The organism is Spirosoma aerophilum (genome assembly GCF_054782495.1).
On record NZ_BAAGSJ010000009.1, the window covers coordinates 321,070 to 342,780 of the forward strand.

The window sequence follows — 21,711 nt, forward strand, 5'->3', positions numbered from 1 at the left end:
AGCGGTATAGTTCAGAAGCAGTTGTTCGGCCCGGCAAACCACTTTTTAATGAAAATCACATACGAACGACCAACTTACTTTGCCCCATCTGCTTTTGCTCCGGCAACGGCCATTTGCCCGATAGCCGTACCCAGTTTAGTTCCGGCTTCGGCATCAAATCGAAGCTGTGTGCCGCTGTATACCCCCGATAGGGCCGCTTCGGTAGCTTGCGCCGTCAGGTTCGTGGTCTCGTCGGGGAACAGATAGCCCAGCACCGCAGCAGCAGCAGCCGAAACGGCGGCCTGATCAGATAGGTAACCGGGGGTGTTGGGAATGAGGGTTGCGGTTTTAATTGTGGCATCCAGTTGCGAAGGGCGGGGCGTGAAATAGGTGTATTTCGTTTGCCAGGCCGCGGTGGTGGCGTCCTGCAGGGCTCGGTTCAGAAGGGCATAGGTACGTGCCGACCGGAGTTCATTCTGCCCATTCTGGCGAATGAGGTCTTCGGCCAGAAAATTCCAGAGGCCCGACAGCGAAAACGTATTGGTCCCGTTATCCCAGTAACTGGCTATACGCGATTGGTCGCGTGTACGGGTGTTGGCGAGGGTCCGCACCTCGGCCAAAGCGGTCTGGTATTCGCCTGATGTGGTAGCCGGGGGCGCAGTCGGCATAGCCTGCGCAACAGCCGTTGAGTCGAACCAGGTTTTTACCTTCCCTGCCAGCGGCAAAACAGGCCCACGGGCGGGCAACTCCAGGCTAGTCCATTTAACATCGTAAGGAGCCGCCACGAGTTTCGTTTGCCAGGTGTTTGTCTGGTCTATGGCTGTGCTGAACCGGTCCGTTCTGGCGCGGTTGAGCACAGTAGCCGTTACTACAGCCGCCAGTTCTTCACCCGCTTTTACATCGGAAGGCACGTTGGCTCCCGCCCAGATGCGGCTTTGCTTATGTTCGGCGGCTCTGGCTTTGAGCCAGGCCACTTCGTTGGGAAAGAAATACGCCAGCGTCTGGCACGAAGCCTCCGCAATGGCCGCATCCTCCGACGGATACGAAGGCACATCCAGAATGGGCACCCGGGCAATAACGCCCTGTTGCTCCAGCGAGGGGCGGTTGTACTGGTACTTGGCCCGCCAGGCTACCACCAGCGCATCGTATTGGGCCACACTTAGCAGCGCATATACACGAGCGGCAAAAGGTGGGCCGGCAAAGGGGTTCGCCGTAGCCGATGTATTGACCTGACCCGTCAAATTATCGTATCCAGGCGGATTATTGTACTTGGCGACCAGCTGACGCGCAATCTGATTCCAGCGCAGAACGCCCCCGGCCGCCCAGAAATTGACCGCCGTATTCTGTTCGGGGGTTGAGCTGAGCACCCCATTTTTAACATCTGTCAACTCACTCTGGTAAGCCGCCGAGGTAATGGCTGTGGGTTGAGGAACGGAAACATCGGCGGTTGATTTCAGCACGATAGTCCGCCAGCTTCCCCCATCAGGATCGGTCGAGGTGGGGGTGAGCGTAGGGAAAATGCCCTCGTCGATAATAGGCTCTTTACAAGCCGTTATCCAAACCAGCATTGTACCCAGAAGTATAAATGACGTTCTTCTTTTCATAAATGACGGTATCGCTAGCGCGCGTATGGCGCCACTAATTATTCGCAGTCCAGTGACCAATTACTAAACCTCCGCTGATTTGAGTGCTTTTGCCCGTGTTTCGTCCGTTGAGGGTGGTGGCGTAGCCCGCTGTCAGGCCAAATTGCTTGAGCAGTCGAATGTAGGCAGTGGCACCCACCCGCGTGAAGCCGATGGCGTTCGTGGGAAATGGGATGCCGGGGCCAATATTGGTACCTTCGTTATGGGGTGTTTGCTGCTGCCCCCACACATCCAGGTTGCAGAATTTTGTCACAAGCCCCCCGCGTACAATGATCTCGGTAACATCGGGCACGTTGACTTTCGAGCCGCTATTGGGATTCAGTTGACTGGGATCGTAGTAATTGACTGGATGATCGAGGGTTACCTGCCCGTTCCGAATGTAGCCGAACTGACCCGTCAGAAAAAACGAACGGGCTTTAAAATGCAGAATGGTCCGCGCATCCAGATTCTTTGATCCCCGCCCAATAGCCACCAGCGCATCGTTCACGTAGTTCTGGATGGGCACCGCGTAGCCAACGGCAAACTGCCAGGAGAGCCGCGAACGCCCGAATTTATAATCGTAGGCCTCACAGCGAAGGGTAGCCGACACATCCTGAAAACCTTCCTGCTTTGGAAAATAACCGGCGCTGGCCTGGGTTCGAACGTAAGGGGCCGCCACGATCAGGTCGAGGTCGTACCCTAACCCATAGGTACCCACAACGGTCAGGGCTTCGGTCGTGACGGTACCCAGATTGGGATTTTTCGTTTCGGTCTTGTTGACGTAATACGTGTCGTAGGTGGATTGGGAGCCGAAAACGGCCAGACTCGCTTTTCGCTGACCGCGCATAAACCCATCAATCAGCCCCTGTCCCTGCGAGGTGACGATCGGAAGTACGAGCAGAAGGGACGCAAAGAATTTTAATCGCATACATCCAATTTAGATTGAACAAAAGTACTCGTTCGAAAGGAGCCATATCCTATCAACGATGGTTTTCCTTGTAAGTGGTCAATCGCCTGATAGATATTATTACTACATGGGCAAAAAAATTCTCCACCCGCAAAACAGGTGGAGAATAGGAAACACTATTATGGATGATCTCTTATCTGTTTTCTCAAAACGGAATCAATGCCTGTATCATCAGGAAAAGTATCCCGGCCACAGAGAAGCCGGGGACTAGACCTAACCTATGATAAACCTATATTCATTAGCTTTCATGTATATGCCAGACTACGAGCCGACATCGTTTTATAATCCTGATCCGTCTGCCTTACCCCTTGCTACGGCATAGGCGCCAATACTTTTCCCACAGGCTAAACCCGCCGTGCAGTCGAACCGGTAGTGAATCAGGCCATACACCCGCGAATCGGAAGCTTCCTGCGCTTTTGCCCAGAAGTCGTCGGCCTGCTCGGGGAAGATACTGCCTAGCACCGTAGCCGCTGCCGCCGAGAATGTGGAATGGCCCGATGTGTAGGACGGAAAGTTGGGCAAGCCAACCGAGGTTTTCATCCCAAACTGCTGCGGACGGGGATAGTAATAAAACATCTTGGTATCCCAGCAGCAAACGCCCGCATCCATCAGCGCCGTAGCCACCAGGGCCAGCGTTCTGGCCATGCGTATTTCGCTATACTTCGCATCATGGGCCGCATTGGCAGCCGCCCGCATCCAGTGGCCGGGGGGCGTGTACGTTCCCGCGCCATCGGCCCAGTAGTTGGCAATACGTGCCTGCTCCCGGGTCTGGTTTTTATTGATTGCTTTCAGTTCATCCAGCGCCGTGTTAAACTCCGGGCTGTTGATGGCGGGGGGAGGACCGGGGCGCAGCTTCACTTTGGTAGCCGCATCGAAATTCCAGTTCTGCACGGCTCCGTAGTTGGGTAACATCGGCGGCCGGGCCGGCGTCTCCTGACTTACCCAGATCTCACTCAATCCGCGCGCTTTGGCATCGGTAATCATGGCTGCGGTGAGGGTCTGGTTGTTGGCCGCACTCATGCCATCCGTTTTGGCACGCGCCATCACTTTAGCCGCCACCTGACTCCCCACATCAGCCCCGGCGTTGAGGTCACTCATCACATTCATTCCGGCCCACAGCCGGCTGTTGCGGTGCTCGGCCAGCTTGGCATCCAGAAAGGGCACTTCGCCCGGAAACATCGCTTTGAGCACTGTGTAAGATGCCGCTGCCACAACCGCATCTTCCGACGGATATGAGGGTAGTGCCGAGGCTGGTAAGGCTACCCGAAGAGACGCATCCGCTTTGGCGGGTGCCGACCGTTTGAAAGTATATTTGATTGTCCAGGCAGCCACCAGCGCGTCGTATTGGGCCACGCTCAGATAGGCAAACGCACGAGCCGTATAGGGTGGGTTGGCAAACGGAAAGCGGGGATCGGCCAGCGGGTTGGCGGCATCCGGCACCGGGTATTTACCATCGGGCGTAGAGGCTGGCGGCACGTTGTATTTGGCGGCCAGCTCGCGGGCTATTTCATTCCAGCGATACACAGCTCCGGCTCCCCAATAGACAACGGCTTCCTGTTGTTCCTGCGTTAAACTTGCTGATTTGGTTTTAAGATCGGCCACCTCCGCCAGATACTCCGCCGAGGTGACTGCCGATGGAGCCGCTACCGTTACGGCGGTGGGCGATGTAAGCACATACGTTTTCCAGGTACCGGCCTTTTCGTCGACACTGGCGGGTGTGTATCCCACCCGCAGCGGCTCGGTTATGCTTTTGTCGCAGGAGATGATGGCTGTTGATAAACCAGCCAGCAGGCAACAGAGTGTCAGTAATTGACTATATTTTTTCATGGCGTACAGACGCTTCGAACGCTTACTTATTTCTTAAAATTGATCTGGTATAATAACCCCACCATGTAGCTGGTGCTTTGGCCCACGTTCAGCCCATCGACCACGTAGCCGACGCGGGCGTTGACCCCGATGTTACGGGGCTGCACTTTGGCATACCAACCCACGGAAGTAGCCTGCATGTTGTTGGTCGGAAACGGCATGTCATTCCGGCGAATGTTGTCGCCGTTGAGACAGGCCGTACGCTCGGCCCAGAACTCCGTTTGCCAGCCCTTCCGCTGAACACCCAGCCGAACGGCCGCATCATAGGTATTCGGTACCTGCACTTCGTTGGTGTTGTACACCCGCTCATTAGCCTGATAGGCATCCTGGTCGATCCGGGTGTTACTCCGCCAGCCGTAACTGCCATGAGCGGTCAGGTAAAGGCCGGTCTTAGGCTCCTTGTAGTTAGCCAGCAGGCGTCCCGTAAACGTTCGGCATTGCAGGCCAATGGACATCGGCAGAAAACTCGGCACGTAATTTCCCATCGGAATGGAACCGCCCACCACGGCATTGAGCGAGAACCCGCCCACTTTCACTGCTTTCACCTTTAGCCAGGCCGACAGGTCCTGAATACCCCGTTGCCCCATCAGGTTGCCCGCACTCGTGCTGGTCCAGACATACGGCAGACTCAGAATGACATTGACCCGTTTCGTGATGCCAATAACGGGCATCAGCATAAAGCTCTGGGTGGTGTGCGTGCCAATGTTCAGGTTTTCGCGCTTCAGGCTACCCTCCCAGTACTGATTCCAGGAGCTGGAACCATACATACCCGCTACGCAGATTTGCCGCTTGTTCATGTATATGGCATCATGCGGCATCTGCGCCTGAGCAGCAATAGGCATGAGCCATACAGCCAGAAAAATATAGAGTAAACTCGTTTTCATTGGTCCGTCAGAATTTATCGTACGATGGATTTTTAGGTTGGCTTGTAACCAGGCAACTAGTCGACTAGTTTTTCGGGCAAAGTACTGTTCTTCAGCCCATTAACCAATCGACTATTTACCCGATCAACTGCTTAAAACCAGCGCGATACGTTAATGGAAACCAGATAATCGGCGAAGGCGGCATCACCGTGTTTCAGGCCCAGCGGGTCGAGCCGGTCGGCATAGCTGGTGATGCGGTTGCGGTAAACGGCCACCGGAACAGTAGCCGCAATGGAGGTTTTGTGACGCATGTACGACAGCCCCGGCTCTACCGATACGATGTAGCCCGGACGACGGAAACCGCTGCTGCCGCCGAAAGCGTCGATAGCCGGAACGCCTTCTACCCGACCACCCAGCATAACGGCCAGCCCCGGAACGGCCTTAATCGACTGGCTCAGGCCAACACGAGCGGCAAACTGATCGGCAACAGAAAACGAGCCCGTTACGAGGTCGATGGTGGCCGATTCCGGACTACGGACAACGCCGTTGGTTTCGCGGGGGTTGAACAGGTAAAATCCGTTGGCATAAGCCGTCAATGTTTTGGTGATGGCTGCATACCCCTGCAGTTCAACGCTGACACCCACCCCGCCATCACCGAGTTGAATGGACTGATCAACCGGTTTATTAATGGTATAGTCGACTCCTTCTTTGGTCAGTTTATGGAAGTTATCGGTGGCTGCGTAGTTGCCGGTCGGCAGTTTCACGCCCAGGCCTGCCGCCAGATTGGCTTTGGGCAGTTTAACGGGGTTCACCAGCCAGTAGCTACCCGAAAGGCGCAGATCGCCAATACCTTGTGAGCCAGTATGAAAGCGTTTCTGCTGTGGATTTTGCGCGATAGCATTGCCATAATGCTCATAGAGCGATGACCGGTCGTTGTACTGAATCGGCAAATTGGCTGAGAACGAAAGCCGCTGATTAACCAGATAAGTAAGCCCCAGATCAAGCGCGTGCGACACGTTGATAACGTTGGTTCCCTGCTCAACACGCTGTTTCTGCTCTTCATCGCCCACAAAGTGCTTATAGGAGCGGAAAAAGCGGTACCCTGCCGATACCTGCCAGTGTCCATTGCGTTGTTTAAAATAATCGGCAGAACCCGCCGGAGCTGCGCAGCTCATGTGTCGAACGGCCACACAACCCTGCGCCGACGCGGAGATGTTAAAAAGTACGATATAGGCAAAAGCCAGAACGATTGTATAAATCGATTTCATTGATAAGAAATGTCTGAAATGGAAGAATGAATAGAGCCGGAATGACGCACGATGACAGGAGTCGATTAAGCCCGTGAGTTGTGTAAACACAAACCAACAGGTCTGATCTATCTATCAGCATGACTAAAATCCGTATGATCGCGGAGCCAAAACGCCGGAGCTTCAGGCTATGGAATGGTCAATTGATGCCAATCACTTACGTATTCGTGCTAACGATGCCATCAGGTATCGAATGAATACCGTTGTCTATACAAAAACGCATAGGCAAACGACCAGCAAAAAGCTACGTCAATTTAGATCCGGAAACGCGATCGGGAATTTACCTCAGACTTCGGGAGGGGGCGAATGAACGGGCAGAGCGCGGGCTGCAATCACAAACAGAACGTTTGGCATACAGACAGATTCGCGCCAGCTGGGCGAGAGAAAATCAAACACAGCCCGTGGATTGGGCGAGTACTCTTTTAATAAAAATTTCAGCAGTTGATTCGCCTTCTTATGTGAATCAGTAGCCCCGCTGATGTGGTCATTTAAAAACGACAATAGATCACTCTGCCAGAACGAACGGCTTTCCGACTGCAAACCGGAAATGTTCAGGGTGTCACCTTTGATTTCCAGGCTGACCACGCTATAATACTGCCCCCGGTAGGTGAAGCCGTCCGATGTGGTGCGTGTAATGGCACTGGCATCGGGGGTGTCTTTCAGGGGAATCTGAAACTCAACAAGACTATCCACCGACCGATACACTATAAGCCGTTCCGACAGGTCGTGCTCTGCCTGCCACCACATACCCACAAACACCAGCACATACGCCAGCGTGTGGTAGAGGAACAAGCCAAAGAGACCGATGGAAACTGCTTTCTTCACAAGTGTGATCAGTGAAACTTTTCTCAAAAATAATACTAATTCTTTAACAAAAACAACATTCCCTAGTTAGCCAGTATTTTTACTTATCATTCAGGCTGCGTTTTCCCAAAAAAAACGCAATATCCTTCAACCAGATCAAGCGATTTTAAAAAAGTAGCTACCCCTGGATGTCAAAGCCTGTGGCACATCCTTTATTCAGGAAGAGTTGTAACCGAGAATCGCATTGGTGCTTGCAATCAAAATCTGTAGATTTGTGTTAATAGCATACTGCATGATCTACGACAACCACAATCGCCCTATTTCCTACCTTCGGCTGGCCGTTACGGACCGCTGCAACCTGCGGTGCTTCTACTGCATGCCCGAAGAAGGAATTAAGTACCTGCCCAAACATCAGGTGCTAACGTATGAAGAGATGGAGCGACTGGTGCGCGTATTGGCCCGGTTGGGGGTTCAGAAAGTTCGCATCACGGGCGGGGAGCCGTTCGTTCGGGCGGGGCTGATGGACTTCCTGCATCGATTGGCCGAGATTGACGGCCTTAACGATATTTCGCTGACGACAAACGGCGTATTGACAGCCCCTCACATACCGGCCTTAGCGGCATTGGGCGTTAAGTCGGTCAATTTGAGTCTGGATACACTCGACCGCGAGCGATTCCATAAAATTACCCGTCGCGATGAGTTACCCGCCGTGCTGAAAACCCTCGACGCGCTGCTGGAAGCAGGTATTCAAACCAAGATCAATGCCGTGGTCATGGATGGGCAGAATACCCAGGACTTGGTGCCGCTCACCGAAATGACCCGGACGATGCCCGTGGATGTTCGGTTTATCGAAGAGATGCCGTTTAACGGCGAAGGCAGCCACTACCCTGTTCTGAACTGGACCCACCGGCGCATCATCGACGAAATCCGGGCGCACTTCCCCGATCTGCATAAACTGCCCGACCCTCCGTTCTCAACGTCGGCCAACTACCAGATTCCGGGCCATCAGGGTACTATTGGTGTTATTGCGGCTTTCAGCCGGACGTTCTGCGGCACCTGCAACCGCATCCGTATGACCGCGCAGGGTACGCTAAAAACCTGCCTGTACGATAACGGCGTGCTGGATGTACGGGCCTTACTCCGCAGTGGTGCCACTGACGAGGAACTCACAACCGCTTTTCTGAAAGCCTTTTCTCACCGCCCCGCCAACGGGTTCGAAGCCGAGCAGCAACGCGACACAGTCACCGAATCCATGTCGACCATCGGCGGTTGATTCAGCGCATGCTGGCGCGGGCCAACCGGAACGCCGGACCGACCCGCGCCAGCAGTCAACTCACTCACATAGAGTCGGCTAGTAGATAGTAAACCCAAACCGCTTTCCTCCTCAACACAATAATAGCCAATCATTTGATGGTTTATTGTTTACACGATTAGGGTCTAAAAAGCGCGTTTATGAAACTCAGCCATTTCACTCCCATTATCCTGTTAACGGCCATTTCTTTAGCTGCCTGCCAGAGTCGCTCAGAGGAGCCGGGCTATGTGGTTGAAGGCGATCTCAAAAACGCGTACCCCTTTCTGGAAGGAAAAATGATTTATTTGGGGAATACGGGCACTCGTGATTTTGACGATTCGGCCAGAGTCACGAACGGAAAGTTCAGGCTTGCCCTGGCTGACCAGTCCAGAAAACATCCCGTTCAGGTGGCTCTGGTGTACAAATCCAGTGATCCAAATCAGCCCTATTCGATGATAGGCTATCCAAATCCATTTAAAAAGAATTTCATTGAATCTAATTTTTACCTGGAGCCGGGTCTTACTCAACTGGAGTCGGACACAACAGCGTATGCCCGGAAAATGATAGCCAGCTTAGCCAGGCTGAGCAAACGATCGGTTTTATGCCGTTTTGTCGAGGTAAAACCGCAAACGACGCTGGCTTTTAAACAGGTATCCTTTCTACCAAATAGAGCACAGCAACCGGACAAACAGAAGTATAACGAAAGCCAGGTCAGGAAATATCCTTCTTCATTCCATTTACTAGGCGAATTGTACCGTAATCGAACCTTCCTGAGCGAAGCCGAGATTGGCCGGTTACTTAGCCTCTTCGATCCATCATTACAAGAAACTGAGACTTACAAAACTCTGGTCGCTTATACTACCTATCAGAATCAACCAGGCAGTGGTTTCCCGGATTCGATCTCATTGATGAAACCCGATGGCGGTTTCACCTCATCCGTACTATCATCTGATAAACATACACTGGTGGTTTTCTGGGCCAGTTGGTGCGGTCCCTGCCGTCGGGAGATACCCCAGCTTAAGGCGCTCTACACAAAACATAGCGACAAGCTGAGCATTGTTAGTATTTCAACCGATCAACAGAAAGATAAGTGGCAAAAAGCCATGGAGAAAGAACAAATGATGTGGTCTCAATTGACTACGGATAAAACCACTTCGTTTGCGCAGCTGGATAAAAAGTACAACTTAAACGCAATCCCCGTCTGGCTCCTCTTTAGCCCGGATCACAAACTGGTGGCGCGTTCTGTGGGGCAGGGAGAAGGAGAGAACAGCGTTGATTATCAGGTAAGCAAACTGCTTAGCCATTGATTGATTCGGGGCACGCTGGCGCGGGCATTGGCCCGTGCCTTTCGTCAGTATTCACTGACGTTTCAGCTAATTATCCGCGTCAGCGAATGCTGGCTATATAAAAAGGCACGGGCTAATGCCCGCGCCAGCTATGCATATATCCGCACCAGCAACGTCCCTCCTACCGCATCATGGCGGGAACGCCTTCCAGGTACTTATTGGTGAAGAGGGTCTCAACGTCCATGCGTTGGATTATCTCGCCGTTTTTGTCGGTAAGCAGGTGGTTGCGGATCATCCAGTTCGTGAACGATACCCAGACGTTCCGGTGCATGAAGCCCCAGTGCCCTTCGCCGTCCAGGTAATAGCCGGACACCATCTGCTGGCTCTGTTCCAGAAAATTACGTTTGGTCAGTGTGGGATGATTGGCCGTTTTCATCAACAAACGAACCGACTCGTCCGGGTTTTTGATAGCGAACCGATAGCCAGCGGCTGTCTCCTCCAGAAACCGACGCAGCGCATCGCCATTCTGTTCCGTCCACTGGCTGTGGGCCGTGAGCACAGGGTTGTACCCGTACGGAATTTCGTATTCGTCGAACAGGAACTGATTGAGATCGACACCCTGAATATCGGCCTGTACCCCTTCCCAGGTCAGCCAGCACCAGGCGGCATCTACCTCGCGGGTTAGTAAGGCCCGCCAGATACCCGACCAGCCCATTTTATGCGATACAAACTGACCCCGACCATCGTCATTCTGGATCAGTTGACGGATCATATCATCTTCATAACGAGCACCGTAGGAGCCGTACACTTTCCCGTCCAGCTCCCGTGGTCTGCTGATTCCGCTTTCCTTTAAGGTCACGATAGCACTAATGTCGCGGGCTAAAACCGTAGCCACGGCAATCAGGGGAACGCCATTGGTTTGATAACTGATGACGCTTTCCGAGGGTGTGATGGCCAGCTCAGCCGTCCCCTGCGAAACGCGTCGGGCGGGCATGGTGCGGTAATCGTCCTGATCGGGAGAGATAAGCTCCACATCAAGGCCGGCTTTGGCATAAGCTCCTTTGGCCAGGGCAACATAAAATCCAGTGTGGTTTGTGTTTGGTGTCCGATCGAGGGCTAAACGTATGCGAGTGCTCATACTATACAATACTATTATGGCCACTATGTGCCAGATCAAAAACGTAAATCAATTCAGGTTCGCCAAAACGGTGCGCTAATTAACTGAAAATAAACACATTCATCAACAAGCCTAAAATGGAGCAGGCTACAAACCATCACGCTTAATCTGTGCGCCATTAATTAACAATTCAGTTCAGGTAAGGTTTTCGCAGAAGCAAGGGACTACCAAACAAGTGAGAAATGTTCAAATAAATATTCCTATCCGACAAAAAGTGCCTCATCTTCCAGTGCTTTCTCGTATTTTTCCTTATTAAAACGATACAAGTAGGGCGCTTTGTGTGCTCCGCCAGTCTTGCGTTCATTCAGCCGGTCCAGTATGTCATAACCCAAAATTCGCTTCTGAAAATTTCGCCGGTCGAGCGTTTGTCCCAGAATGGTTTCATACAATTGCTGCAAATCGGGCATGGTGAACTTCTCCGGCAGTAAATTATAGCCTATAGGCTGGTAGCTCAACTGCCGACGCAGGGTTTTCAGAGCCAGCGTGATCATGGCGTTATGGTCGAAGAGCAGAAGGGGGATCTGGTCGATATCCCACCATTGACATTCATCCGTAAACAGATCGGGGGTGGGCGTCACGCGGGCAAATTCAACCAGGGCATAGTAGCCGACCGACACATCCCGGGCCGGAAAATCCCCCAGCACATCCTGCGGTAACCCCAGCTTGCCCATGGTTTCTTCCTTACTAAAATGGGTATACCGCATCACATCGCCAAAGGTGTGAAATTGCTGCAGGAAAATTTCACTCAAACCCGTCCGCTCCTGCAGGCTTCGATAGGCAGCAGCTTCCAGATTTTCTTCATGCCGAACACGCCCACCCGGCAGGCACCACTTGTCGGTTTCTTTCCAGCGCAGCAACAGCACTTTTAACTGCCCGTCATGAAATCCGAATATGACAAAGTCGATGGATACGGAAGAAAGGTAATTGGCTCTAAAGTCGACGATTAGCTGCTCTATTTGCTTTTTGTACTCCATCCTGAAAAATTTCAATTATTTGTAGTGTGTTTTTAGTACACAATGGAAGATTTATCCTTATCATTGTGTTGAAAATACGCATCAAAAATGACATATAAACCGTATACTCGTCAATCGTTTCGAACGGCGGCTCTACTCAGTATAGGCGCCCTTGGCTTATGGGCTTACTCAACGAGGCCGTTCACCGCACCCGGCGACAAACCCGATGAAAACCGGTTCACAAAGGTAGTACTTGCCGAAAAACTAAATGAGCCCCTCGAAATGGCTATTCTACCCGATGAACGCGTACTGTTTATCGAACGACACGGGCAGGTTCAACTGTATTCACCGATTACGAAACAGGTAAAAACGATTGCTTCGATTCCGGTCAGCACGAAATATAAAGATGTTGAAGGACGCGAAACCGAAGCGGAAGATGGTCTGCTGGGTATTAACATCGACCCCGGCTTCGAGAAAAACCACTGGGTATACCTATACTACTCACCAGCGGGCAGCGAATCTAAGAATAGTCTGGTCCGTTACGACATGCGGGGCGATGAACTGGTGCTCTCCTCCAAAAAAGTGCTGCTGGACGTGCCGGTTCAGCGCGAACAATGCTGCCATACCGGCGGCTCCATTGACTGGGACCGCGATGGCAATCTCTACCTCTCGACCGGCGATAACACCAGTCCCCGCGCCACGCTCTATGCGCCCATCGACGAACGGCCCGGTCGGGGTCCGTGGGATGCACAAAAGTCGTCGGGCAATACGAACGACCTGCGCGGCAAGATCCTTCGTATCCACCCCGAAGCCGACGGTACTTACACCATTCCCGAAGGCAACCTGTTTCCAAAAGGAACGACAAAGACCCGCCCCGAGATTTATACCATGGGCCACCGCAACCCCTACCGCATTTCGGTAGATAAGCGTACGGGCTATGTGTACTGGGGCGACGTAGGCCCGGACGCGGGTGAAGATTCGGTAGGCGTTGGCCCCACAGCCGAAGACGAATACAACCAGGCGCGAAAAGCGGGCAATTTCGGCTGGCCCTATTTTGTGGGCGACAACAAAGCCTATTACGACAAGGATTTTATTACCGGGAAAGGAGGTGCCAAATTCGATCCGGCGCACCCGGTCAACGATTCGCCCAACAACACGGGCCTGCGCGACCTCCCTCCTGCCCAGCCCGCGCTGATTTCCTATCCGGCTGCCGAGTCCAAAAAGTTTCCGATCATGGGAACCGGTGGCCGTAGTGCGATGGCTGGCCCCACCTATTACAAAGACGATTTCAAAAACGCCAAACGCCCTTTCCCCGACTATTATAACGGGAAAGTGTTCCTGTACGAATGGATGCGCGATATGATTCTGGCCGTTGACTTTGATGGGAAGGGCGGCATGACCAGTATGGAGCGCTTTCTGCCCAACATGGGGTTCAGTCATCCCATCGACATGGCATTCGGACCAAATGGTGATTTATACGTGTTAGAATATGGCACGGGCTGGTTCCTCAAAAACGACGATTCGCGCCTGGTGCGCATTGAGTTCAATGCGGGTAACCGCAAGCCCAGTGTGCAGGTGGCGGCCAGTGAAAAGGCCGGGGCGGTGCCGCTGAAAGTAGCCCTGTCGTCGGAAGGGACCAAAGATTTTGATGGCGATGCACTGACGTATCAATGGAAAATAGTGAGCCGGACGGGCGCACAGCCAATCATTCTGAATGAACCGAACCCAACATTTACGTTTCAGAAGCCGGGCCAGTACAAAGCCCTATTGACCGTGACGGATGCAAAAGGGCTGAAAGACACGCGCGAGGTGGATATTATGGCCGGTAACCAGCCCCCGCAGGTGGCCTTGAACGTAGTGAACGGCAATAAGAGCTTCTATTTCCCCGGCCAGGCAATAGCTTATCAGGTAAACGTGACCGACAAGGAAGATGGCAGCCTGGCCAGCGGGCGCATTCTGCCCAAACAGGTGATGGTTCGGGCTACGTATCAGGATGACGCCAACGCACAGGCAGCGGCTACAACCGGCGCTGGCCATAAATTCTCCGAGGCCGCTTACCTGGGTACCGGGCAGACGCTCATGGAAAAAAGTGACTGTAAAGCCTGTCATTTTACCGACAAAAAATCGGTGGGTCCCGCCTTCATCGAGGTGGCGAAACGATATAAAAGCGACGCTAACGCTGTAGCGAGCCTGTCGAACAAGATCATAAAAGGCGGTGGTGGCGTTTGGGGCGATGCCATCATGACCGCCCACCCGCAAATCACCCAACCCGACGCGAGCGAAATTGTCAAGTATATTCTCACCCTCTCCGACAAGAAAGGGGCGACTCCTTCACTTCCAACGAAGGGAACCTATATGCCGGGTAAAGACGAAAAGGGAAATCTGGTTCTACAGGCGTCTTACAAAGATAAAGGAGCCAACGGCTTACCTGCCCAACTGGTTGAGCAGGCTATCGTTTTGCGGAACCCGCTGGTTGCGCTGGGTCAGTCCAACAGCCAGTCGAAAGGCATCACGCTGTTCAAAATGGGCACCCAGCCCTACCCGCTCGTGGTCGTGATGGGCTCCGATACCTATGTCAAATTCAACCAGCTCGACCTGACCGGTATCCGAACGATGGAATTTGCGGTAGCCGCCCCTAAGGCACAGCTAAGTGCCATGGGTGGTCGGATTGAGGTTCGTATTGACTCCCCGACGGGCCAATTGCTGGGGCAGACGGAAGACGTTGCACCCAACGAAAGCAAAGACCCGGCTGCCATGTTTACCCCCACCATGGCCAAAGCGGCCATTATCCCAACAACGGGCCAGCACGACCTGTACTTCGTTTTCAAAAACGAGAAGGCCGGAAAAGCACCTCTTTTTGTACCCAGCACGGTTCAATTTTCCAACTAATCGCAGTAAAACCAAACCATGATACAATCACGTCGCGATTTCCTTAACCAACTCGGTCTGACGGCCGCCGGGCTAGGCCTGTCAGCCGCTTTGCCAAATCAGCTTTTCGCAGAAATGAGTGCCAAAAAGTTCAGTTTCGACATTTCGCTGGCTGAGTTTTCCTTTGCGGGCGAACTTATGTCGGGCAAGATGACCAACATGGAGTTTCCAGCCCGGGCCAAAAATGATTTCGGCATTAATGTGCTCGAATATGTATCCATGTTCTTCAACAACAAGCATACCGACCCGGCGTATCTGAAGGAACTTAAACAACGCTGCGACGACCTGGGGATGAAGAACAACCTCATCATGGTCGATGGGGCCAACATTGCCGATCTGGACGCGGCCAAACGTAAACAGGCGGTCGAATCGCACTACGCCTGGGTCGATGCGGCCAAGTTTCTGGGTTGCAGCGCCATTCGGGTCAACCTCGGCGACACCTCCCGGGCCATATCGGGCGTAGCCGACGACCCCGCCGATGAAGCGGCCAAAACAGCCGCCGACGGCTACCACAAACTGCTGGAGTATGCCGCCCAATCGAAGATGAACGTGATTGTGGAAAACCACTTCGGCAACTCGACGGATATTGACTGGCTGGTGGGCGTTCTGAAACAGGTAAACATGCCTAACGCGGGTCTGCTGCCCGACTTCGGCAACTTCTGCCGGCAACGCAGCAAACCCGAAACGAACGATATAAAGGGGATTATGGGTACCACCTGCGTGAAGGAATATGACCGGTATGAGGGCGTAAAGAAAATGATGCCGTATGCCAAAGGGATCAGTGCCAAAACCCACAAGTTCGACGCACAGGGTAACGAAACCGAAACCGATTTCCGGAAGATGTTCAAAATCATCAAAGATGCGGGTTTCAACGGGTACGTCGGTGTCGAATACGAAGGTGGCATCATGAGCATGTACAACCCAACGGGCGGCTATCTGCCCACCAACGCCGGTATTCAGGCCACCAAGACCCTGCTCGAACGGGTTCGCACGGAATTAGCCTGATGTTTTCAACTGAGACAAGTGAGTCAAACGCCATATCTTGACGATATGGCGTTTGACTCACTTGTCTCAGTTGACTAAGCACCAAACATTCAAAATCTCTACCCCTCCTCCCTCCTTTCACATGCTCCGTAAGCTTGTAAAAATTCTGTTAGGCGTCGTCCTTGTTTTCGCGCTGTTGATAGGCGCCTTTGTTACGTTTGGTATGTATGTAACGCGCAAACTGCCCTGGCAGAAGCCGGTTTTTGAAACTACCCGCCCCGCCGACCCCGGTCAGGTTGGTCCAAAAGGTGTTCTGATATTCTCCAAGACCAACGGCTTCCGACACGAGTCCATTGAGCCGGGTATTGAGGCCCTCAAAAAAGCGGGCGCCCAAAAAGGCTGGGACGTTCGGGCGACCGAAAACGGGGCTTTCTTCAACGACGATTACCTCCGACGGTTCAAAACGGTGGTTTTCCTGTCGACCACGGGCGATGTGCTGACACCGGAGCAGGAAAAGGCATTCGAGAAATTTATTGAAAATGGCGGTGGCTACGTGGGTATCCATGCCGCATCCGACACCGAATACGACTGGGACTGGTACGATCATATGCTCGGTACCCACTTCCGCGACCACCCGCTCTACCCCGAGCATACGCCCGATGCCGAAATCATTACGGATGTCAGAAATCACCCGACAACCCAGCACTTACCGGCTACATTTCACAAGGCCGATGAGTGGTATAATTTTAAGCAAAGCGTTCGGGGCAAAGACAGCATTCAGGTTTTGCTGACCCTGAACGAAGCTACCTACAAAGCCACCTTCCCCAAAGCGATGGGGGGTGACCACCCGATTTCCTGGACCAACGTCATCGGAAAAGGGCGCGTGTTCTACACGGGCATGGGGCACACCAACGAAACCTTCACCGACAAATACGCCATGCCGCATATCGTGGCCGGTATTGAATGGGCCGGACGGTTCTGACAAACAGTAACTAATTCAGGTAAATGGTCAATACGTGTGATGTCGGGTTCTTAAACCCGACACCACACGTATTGACCCTAGCTTAGGGAAGGTTTTAAGAAACCTCCCCTGTCAGGTTGAAGAACCTGACACCACACCAAAGACCCGTGCCATGGTACAAAACCATGGCACGGGTCTTTTAACACAGTTCTAATTACCTCAATTGACCATTTCCTATTTACTAAGCCCCAAATCGTTGTAGCCAATCAACTGAATACCCTTCTTTTTGATCAGCGCCTTCACCTGTGGGTCCGTCCAGACATCGGTGACCCCTTGCCGGTCTGCGGCAACGTTCTCATAACCAATGTGATGAATGGCCTGCACTTCAGGCGTATCCAGGCCGGGGTGGTCGACGAACATATATGTTTTTCCGGCTTCGAGGCTTTCGAGCATTTTCAGGAATCCCTGAAGTTTTTCGGCTGAGGTGGTATGCTCGCCGATGTAGCCAGCTCTGGCAAGCTCGGTTTCACCAGGGTTGATCAGGTGATACTCCTTTGCCAGTTTCGTCACGAGTGTCTTCACCTCGTCATTAAGTGATGTGCAGCCCATATGGCCGGAAATATGGCTTATGCGGGGAATCTTCCGCATGGCCAGTTCGATCTGCGCGCGGAACTCCTTCTCAATGTCGGCGAGTTTCCAATCGTTTTCCACGACGGAGCGTTTGGGATAATTTTTGTTCGGGCGAACCATCGGGAAGAAATACCCATCAGCATCCCGAAGACTGGTACAATCCGATACAGGACGCCACTTGACATTGTCCCATTCGCTGGTCAGGGTTAAGTGAATACCAACATCGGCCGTTGGAATCTGCTTCAGCAGCTCAACCGCTTCGGGAAACCAGGGCGAGGGCACCAGCACTTCGATCGACTTTTCGATTCCGTCCTTGTAGCATTTTACGAGGGCTTCATTACCCGCATGCGAATAGCCCATATCGTCGCCCCGAACAAGCAGGCGCGGTGGTTTCGATTGGGCATTAACGACGCTTAAACCGGTAAGAAGCCCTAGCAGGGTAAGTAGCGTTCTGAACTTCATGGGTATCGTGGCTTTCTTTGAGTTACGTACAAAAGTCAATCTCAAACGAATCTCCTGATGATTTTTATCGCGTAAACAACAAAAGCGGCTCAGGCCGCTTTTGTTACAGTTGAAGAACGCTTTCGCTTAATCGAAACTTTGAATCATATTCCGGTACATGGTCGTGGCTTTCCACTGCCCCCCAGCAATGATCCGGCGAACGGTATAAAGCGGCATGCTGTCGTCCCGCTTGTCAGCCAGCGTGAACGCAGCCGCATAGCCCCGTTGCTGGAGTTCGGGCAGCGCCTGTTTGTTCCACAAGCCAAACGGATACGCAAAATACTTAATGGGCTTACCGATGATGGTTTCCAGCTTCGCCTTGGGCTCTTCCACCTGAATCTTCCAGTCATCGCCCTGGTATTTCTTCACATTATGGTGATCCCAGGTATGGGCACCAATGGCATGACCCCGATCCGAGAGGTCTTTAATCTGGGCCTTGTCCATATACGGCTGCTTACCATGTCGGCCAATGGCAACGGTCATGATAAAGAACGCTCCTTTGAACCCGTGCTTTTCCAACTCCGGAGCGGCCACAGTGTATTGGTCGAGGTCGCCATCATCGAAGGTGAGCATGACGGGTTTGGAAGGCAGCGAGGCACCGGTCGTCAGATAGGCATACAGCTGATCGGGCAGAATGGTATGGTAGCCACTATCGGCCAGCATTTTCATCTGTTCGCGGAAAGCCGCTACGGGAATGATGTAGTCTTTGGCCGATTTGGAATCGCTGGCCCGCCAGTCGCGAATCTGGTGATAGCACAAGATAGGCACCTGCGGCCGGGCCAGGATGGTAGCGGCATCGGCTATTTTGTTTGCCGGGATACTGGAAGGGTCGGGAGCGGCCGCAGTACTGGTTTCGGCGCTTTTGTCAGCCGGTTTTTCGGCCGTCGACGGGTTAGCGGCTACGCTGGATGCTGAATCAGCGGTGTTTTCGGTCGTTGCGGAGCCTTTTGACTGACAACCCGATAAGCCATGCGTAAGTAAAACAGAGAGGCCGAAGGCCGCAGCAAAAGATAGAGTTTGACGACTGAACATAATGAATAAATATGTCTCAAACTTAACGAAAACTCTACGCCTGCCAACACAAATCGAGAAAACGGTCCAAACTTTAATTTAAATTATATAGACTATATGGTCTACATCATTTAGTCCGAGATCACCAATAACATACAATCCTATATACATACTATACCATTTGCTCAACTTTAGGAAATTTCTGCGCGTTTAGCCAAACCCTATTCTTTTACAAAAGCTTTTCGCAGGGCAATAAACCTAAATACCTCATGCAAGCTCAACACACATTGAACGCCATGGAGCTCGACAAGCTCAAAGATAAAATCAAGGACATCCGCATTGCCATGCTCACCACCCAGGAACCCGACGGTGATTTTCATACCCGTCCCATGGCGACCCACGAAATAGATGCCGATGGAGCGATGTGGTTCTTCACTTACGACAACTCCAATAAAGTTAGTGAGATTCGCCAGAACCAGCGTGTCGCCCTGGGCTTTTCGGACCCCGGATCGGAGGTGTATGTCTCTACATCGGGCTATGCCGAGGTGGTGAAAGACAAAGCCAAGATAGACGAACTGTGGAGCGACTTCCTGAAAACCTGGTTTCCAAATGGGAAAGATGACCCGGACATTGCCCTGCTGAAAGTGACAACTCATGCCGGTGAATACTGGGATCGGCCGGGGGGTAAAATGGTGAAGCTCTTCGAAATGGCCAAAGGAGCTATTACCGGTGATTCAGACAAAACGGGTCGCAACGAAAAATTCGGCGACGAGCCCCGGTAGGCATCAGACATCGGGATGGCTGACCCCACTGACTAAGCTTGATTGATGAACACAACTGATGCAGAAAAAGCGTTGGTCAACTTGCCCCAGGCAAGTTGACCAACGCTTTTTTTATAGACATCTCTGCCAGCAATGGCGGTTATTGAAGCGGCTCTGTCGCACTCGCCACAGTCGCCACAGGCCGGTCTAAACAACATCGGTCGGCGGTATTCAGTAACCTCATCGCAACTATACTTCCGGAAGTTTAAATAAATAACAGACTTATTTTAGCGAGTGGCTACAATTTTACCCATTCGGCTTCTACATTTATCATATAGTTTTTCTGGATTGAAAGTTCGAAAAACGTCGAGCGCTTTATTAGCGATTCGGCAATGACTGTTTTTATCCAGCTATCAAAGCAGCTTTCCAACTTCTAAACAAAATCAATTTTCTTTTAGCGCATGAAAAAACTGATCCTTACCTGGTCTGCTCTACAGATCATGGCAACCGCCTATGCCCAAACCAACGTATCTACCCTCAGTCAAACCGGCTCATCCAACAAAGCCAACCTAACTCAGTCAGCCTCAGGCGAAGTGGTCACCGTTTTACAGGACGGGACCAATAACCAGGCTACTACCTCTCAAACCAGCACCTACGCTCAGGAGATTTTTATTGGCCAAACCGGGACAGGTAATCAGGCAGGTGCGCGGCAAAACAAAGGCTCCGGCCCGGGTACTTTCATTCAGATTTTTCAGGACGGGACGACTAACAATGCCCAGGTCGATCAGTCGGATATAAATACGTATGACAGCGAAGTATCAGTCAGTCAGACGGGAGTGAACCACAGAGCCAACGTCAATCAACTGAGTGCGGTGGGTAGTACGGCCGGTGTTGAGCAGACCGGCACCGGTAATTCAGCTACCATCACCCAAACGAACTTTAGCTACCAGGATGCCGCCGAAATACGCCAGGATGGTCAGGGACACCGGGCCACTATTCTGCAACTCGGGACAACGGCTTCCGGTGGAAACGAAGCCTACATCAATCAGAGCAGCGTTTCGGGCCAGACGGCCACGATTGTCCAGAAAGGCGATCGGAACCTCGGCGAAGTGTATCAGGAACAGGGCGCCGGGGTTAATAACCTGGCTACGGTTAATCAGGCCGGAAACAGTAACCAAGCCTACATCGACCAGTCCGACGCGATGACCAGCAACGCTGTTGCCACTATCAATCAGACGGGCACATTCAATACAGCCTCTGTTGAGCAGTTTGGTAGTTCCAGCGGAAAAGCAACCATTACCCAACTGGGCAGCAGTAACCTGGCCTCGGTTGGTCAAGGGGCCTTACCGGGACAAAGCACGGGCTACTCGAACACGGCTCAAATTACGCAGGATGGGGTTCTGAACACCGCAGGCATCAATCAGCTCGGCACGGGCAACCTGTCTTATTTCCGGCAGACGGGTACCTTCAACTCCATTCTCAACCTGACGTCGGCGGGTGCTGCCCTTCAGCAGGGGACTAATAACGTCCTGACGGTGAACCAGACGGGCCAGGGAAATCTGGCACAGGTTCAGCAAATCGGGAGCGGCAACATAGGCACGATCAACCAAACATCACCAACGGGATTGCCTTGATGCAAAGTAAGTACGGGTCAAAATACCCCTCCCCAAACGGTACCCCTCCCCTTGAAAAAAGGGGAGGGGCTAAAAACAGGCACTCCGTCACTGATTCTGACTTGTAAACTTACCGACTTACCGACTTACCAACTTACTAACTTACTAACTTACTAACTTACCAACTTACCAACTTACTAACTTACC

Annotated in this window: 17 protein-coding genes; 7 read left to right on the plus strand and 10 right to left on the minus strand. The window is 52.4% G+C overall.

Annotated features, from left to right (window positions below; genetic code table 11):
• Positions 1-74 precede the first annotated feature (74 nt).
• The 6 genes from ACYVK4_RS09055 to ACYVK4_RS09080 form a co-directional block, all read right to left on the minus strand.
• Positions 75-1,583, minus strand: coding sequence for a PA-phosphatase (locus ACYVK4_RS09055; RefSeq protein ID WP_461127171.1), 1,509 nt, complete (start codon positions 1,581-1,583; stop codon positions 75-77).
• A 34-nt stretch (positions 1,584-1,617) separates the two neighbouring features.
• Complete coding sequence (locus ACYVK4_RS09060; protein ID WP_461127172.1) at positions 1,618-2,529, minus strand: hypothetical protein; 912 nt, start codon at positions 2,527-2,529, stop codon at positions 1,618-1,620.
• A 318-nt stretch (positions 2,530-2,847) separates the two neighbouring features.
• Positions 2,848-4,395 (minus strand): vanadium-dependent haloperoxidase, encoded by a 1,548-nt coding sequence (locus ACYVK4_RS09065; protein ID WP_461127173.1) that lies wholly within the window; start codon positions 4,393-4,395, stop codon positions 2,848-2,850.
• A gap of 26 nt (positions 4,396-4,421) precedes the next feature.
• Complete coding sequence (locus ACYVK4_RS09070) at positions 4,422-5,318, minus strand: hypothetical protein (RefSeq protein ID WP_461127174.1); 897 nt, start codon at positions 5,316-5,318, stop codon at positions 4,422-4,424.
• Between the two features lie 131 nt (positions 5,319-5,449).
• On the minus strand, positions 5,450-6,565 hold the full coding sequence (locus ACYVK4_RS09075) for a hypothetical protein (RefSeq protein WP_461127175.1): 1,116 nt from the start codon (positions 6,563-6,565) through the stop codon (positions 5,450-5,452).
• Positions 6,566-6,889: 324 nt separating this feature from the next.
• Positions 6,890-7,429: a hypothetical protein gene (locus ACYVK4_RS09080; protein ID WP_461127176.1), complete on the minus strand. Its 540-nt coding sequence runs from the start codon at positions 7,427-7,429 to the stop codon at positions 6,890-6,892.
• Positions 7,430-7,700: 271 nt separating this feature from the next.
• Between ACYVK4_RS09080 and moaA the strand changes: the two genes are divergently transcribed.
• Both moaA and ACYVK4_RS09090 read left to right on the plus strand, forming a co-directional pair.
• Complete coding sequence (moaA, locus tag ACYVK4_RS09085; RefSeq protein ID WP_461127177.1) at positions 7,701-8,681, plus strand: GTP 3',8-cyclase MoaA; 981 nt, start codon at positions 7,701-7,703, stop codon at positions 8,679-8,681.
• Between the two features lie 179 nt (positions 8,682-8,860).
• Positions 8,861-10,006 carry a thioredoxin-like domain-containing protein gene (locus ACYVK4_RS09090; protein ID WP_461127178.1) on the plus strand — a complete coding sequence of 382 codons (1,146 nt, stop codon included), beginning with the start codon at positions 8,861-8,863 and terminating at the stop codon, positions 10,004-10,006.
• A gap of 160 nt (positions 10,007-10,166) precedes the next feature.
• On the opposite strand, the gene ACYVK4_RS09095 is transcribed toward ACYVK4_RS09090, so the two are convergent.
• Positions 10,167-11,123 (minus strand): ABC transporter substrate-binding protein, encoded by a 957-nt coding sequence (locus ACYVK4_RS09095; RefSeq protein ID WP_461127179.1) that lies wholly within the window; start codon positions 11,121-11,123, stop codon positions 10,167-10,169.
• Between the two features lie 239 nt (positions 11,124-11,362).
• The gene (locus ACYVK4_RS09100; RefSeq protein WP_461127180.1) at positions 11,363-12,136 is read right to left on the minus strand and encodes an NUDIX hydrolase; all 774 of its coding nucleotides are present in this window, start codon (positions 12,134-12,136) and stop codon (positions 11,363-11,365) included.
• Between the two features lie 87 nt (positions 12,137-12,223).
• Between ACYVK4_RS09100 and ACYVK4_RS09105 the strand changes: the two genes are divergently transcribed.
• From ACYVK4_RS09105 to ACYVK4_RS09115, 3 genes are all read left to right on the plus strand, one after another.
• Positions 12,224-15,004, plus strand: a complete 2,781-nt coding sequence (locus ACYVK4_RS09105; protein ID WP_461127181.1) for a PQQ-dependent sugar dehydrogenase — start codon at positions 12,224-12,226, stop codon at positions 15,002-15,004.
• Between the two features lie 18 nt (positions 15,005-15,022).
• Complete coding sequence (locus ACYVK4_RS09110) at positions 15,023-16,048, plus strand: TIM barrel protein (RefSeq protein ID WP_461127182.1); 1,026 nt, start codon at positions 15,023-15,025, stop codon at positions 16,046-16,048.
• A gap of 121 nt (positions 16,049-16,169) precedes the next feature.
• Positions 16,170-17,009 carry a ThuA domain-containing protein gene (locus ACYVK4_RS09115; protein ID WP_461127183.1) on the plus strand — a complete coding sequence of 280 codons (840 nt, stop codon included), beginning with the start codon at positions 16,170-16,172 and terminating at the stop codon, positions 17,007-17,009.
• A gap of 213 nt (positions 17,010-17,222) precedes the next feature.
• Here ACYVK4_RS09115 and ACYVK4_RS09120 read toward each other — a convergent pair whose 3' ends face one another.
• Together ACYVK4_RS09120 and ACYVK4_RS09125 are read right to left on the minus strand one after the other, a co-directional pair.
• Entirely contained in the window at positions 17,223-18,080 is an 858-nt protein-coding gene (locus tag ACYVK4_RS09120) for a polysaccharide deacetylase family protein (protein ID WP_461127184.1), read from the minus strand.
• Between the two features lie 126 nt (positions 18,081-18,206).
• Positions 18,207-19,151, minus strand: a complete 945-nt coding sequence (locus tag ACYVK4_RS09125) for a polysaccharide deacetylase family protein (protein ID WP_461127185.1) — start codon at positions 19,149-19,151, stop codon at positions 18,207-18,209.
• 248 nt (positions 19,152-19,399) lie between these two features.
• Between ACYVK4_RS09125 and ACYVK4_RS09130 the strand changes: the two genes are divergently transcribed.
• Together ACYVK4_RS09130 and ACYVK4_RS09135 are read left to right on the plus strand one after the other, a co-directional pair.
• On the plus strand, positions 19,400-19,912 hold the full coding sequence (locus ACYVK4_RS09130; RefSeq protein ID WP_461127186.1) for a pyridoxamine 5'-phosphate oxidase family protein: 513 nt from the start codon (positions 19,400-19,402) through the stop codon (positions 19,910-19,912).
• Between the two features lie 440 nt (positions 19,913-20,352).
• Positions 20,353-21,525, plus strand: coding sequence for a hypothetical protein (locus tag ACYVK4_RS09135; protein WP_461127187.1), 1,173 nt, complete (start codon positions 20,353-20,355; stop codon positions 21,523-21,525).
• Positions 21,526-21,711: the final 186 nt, after the last annotated feature.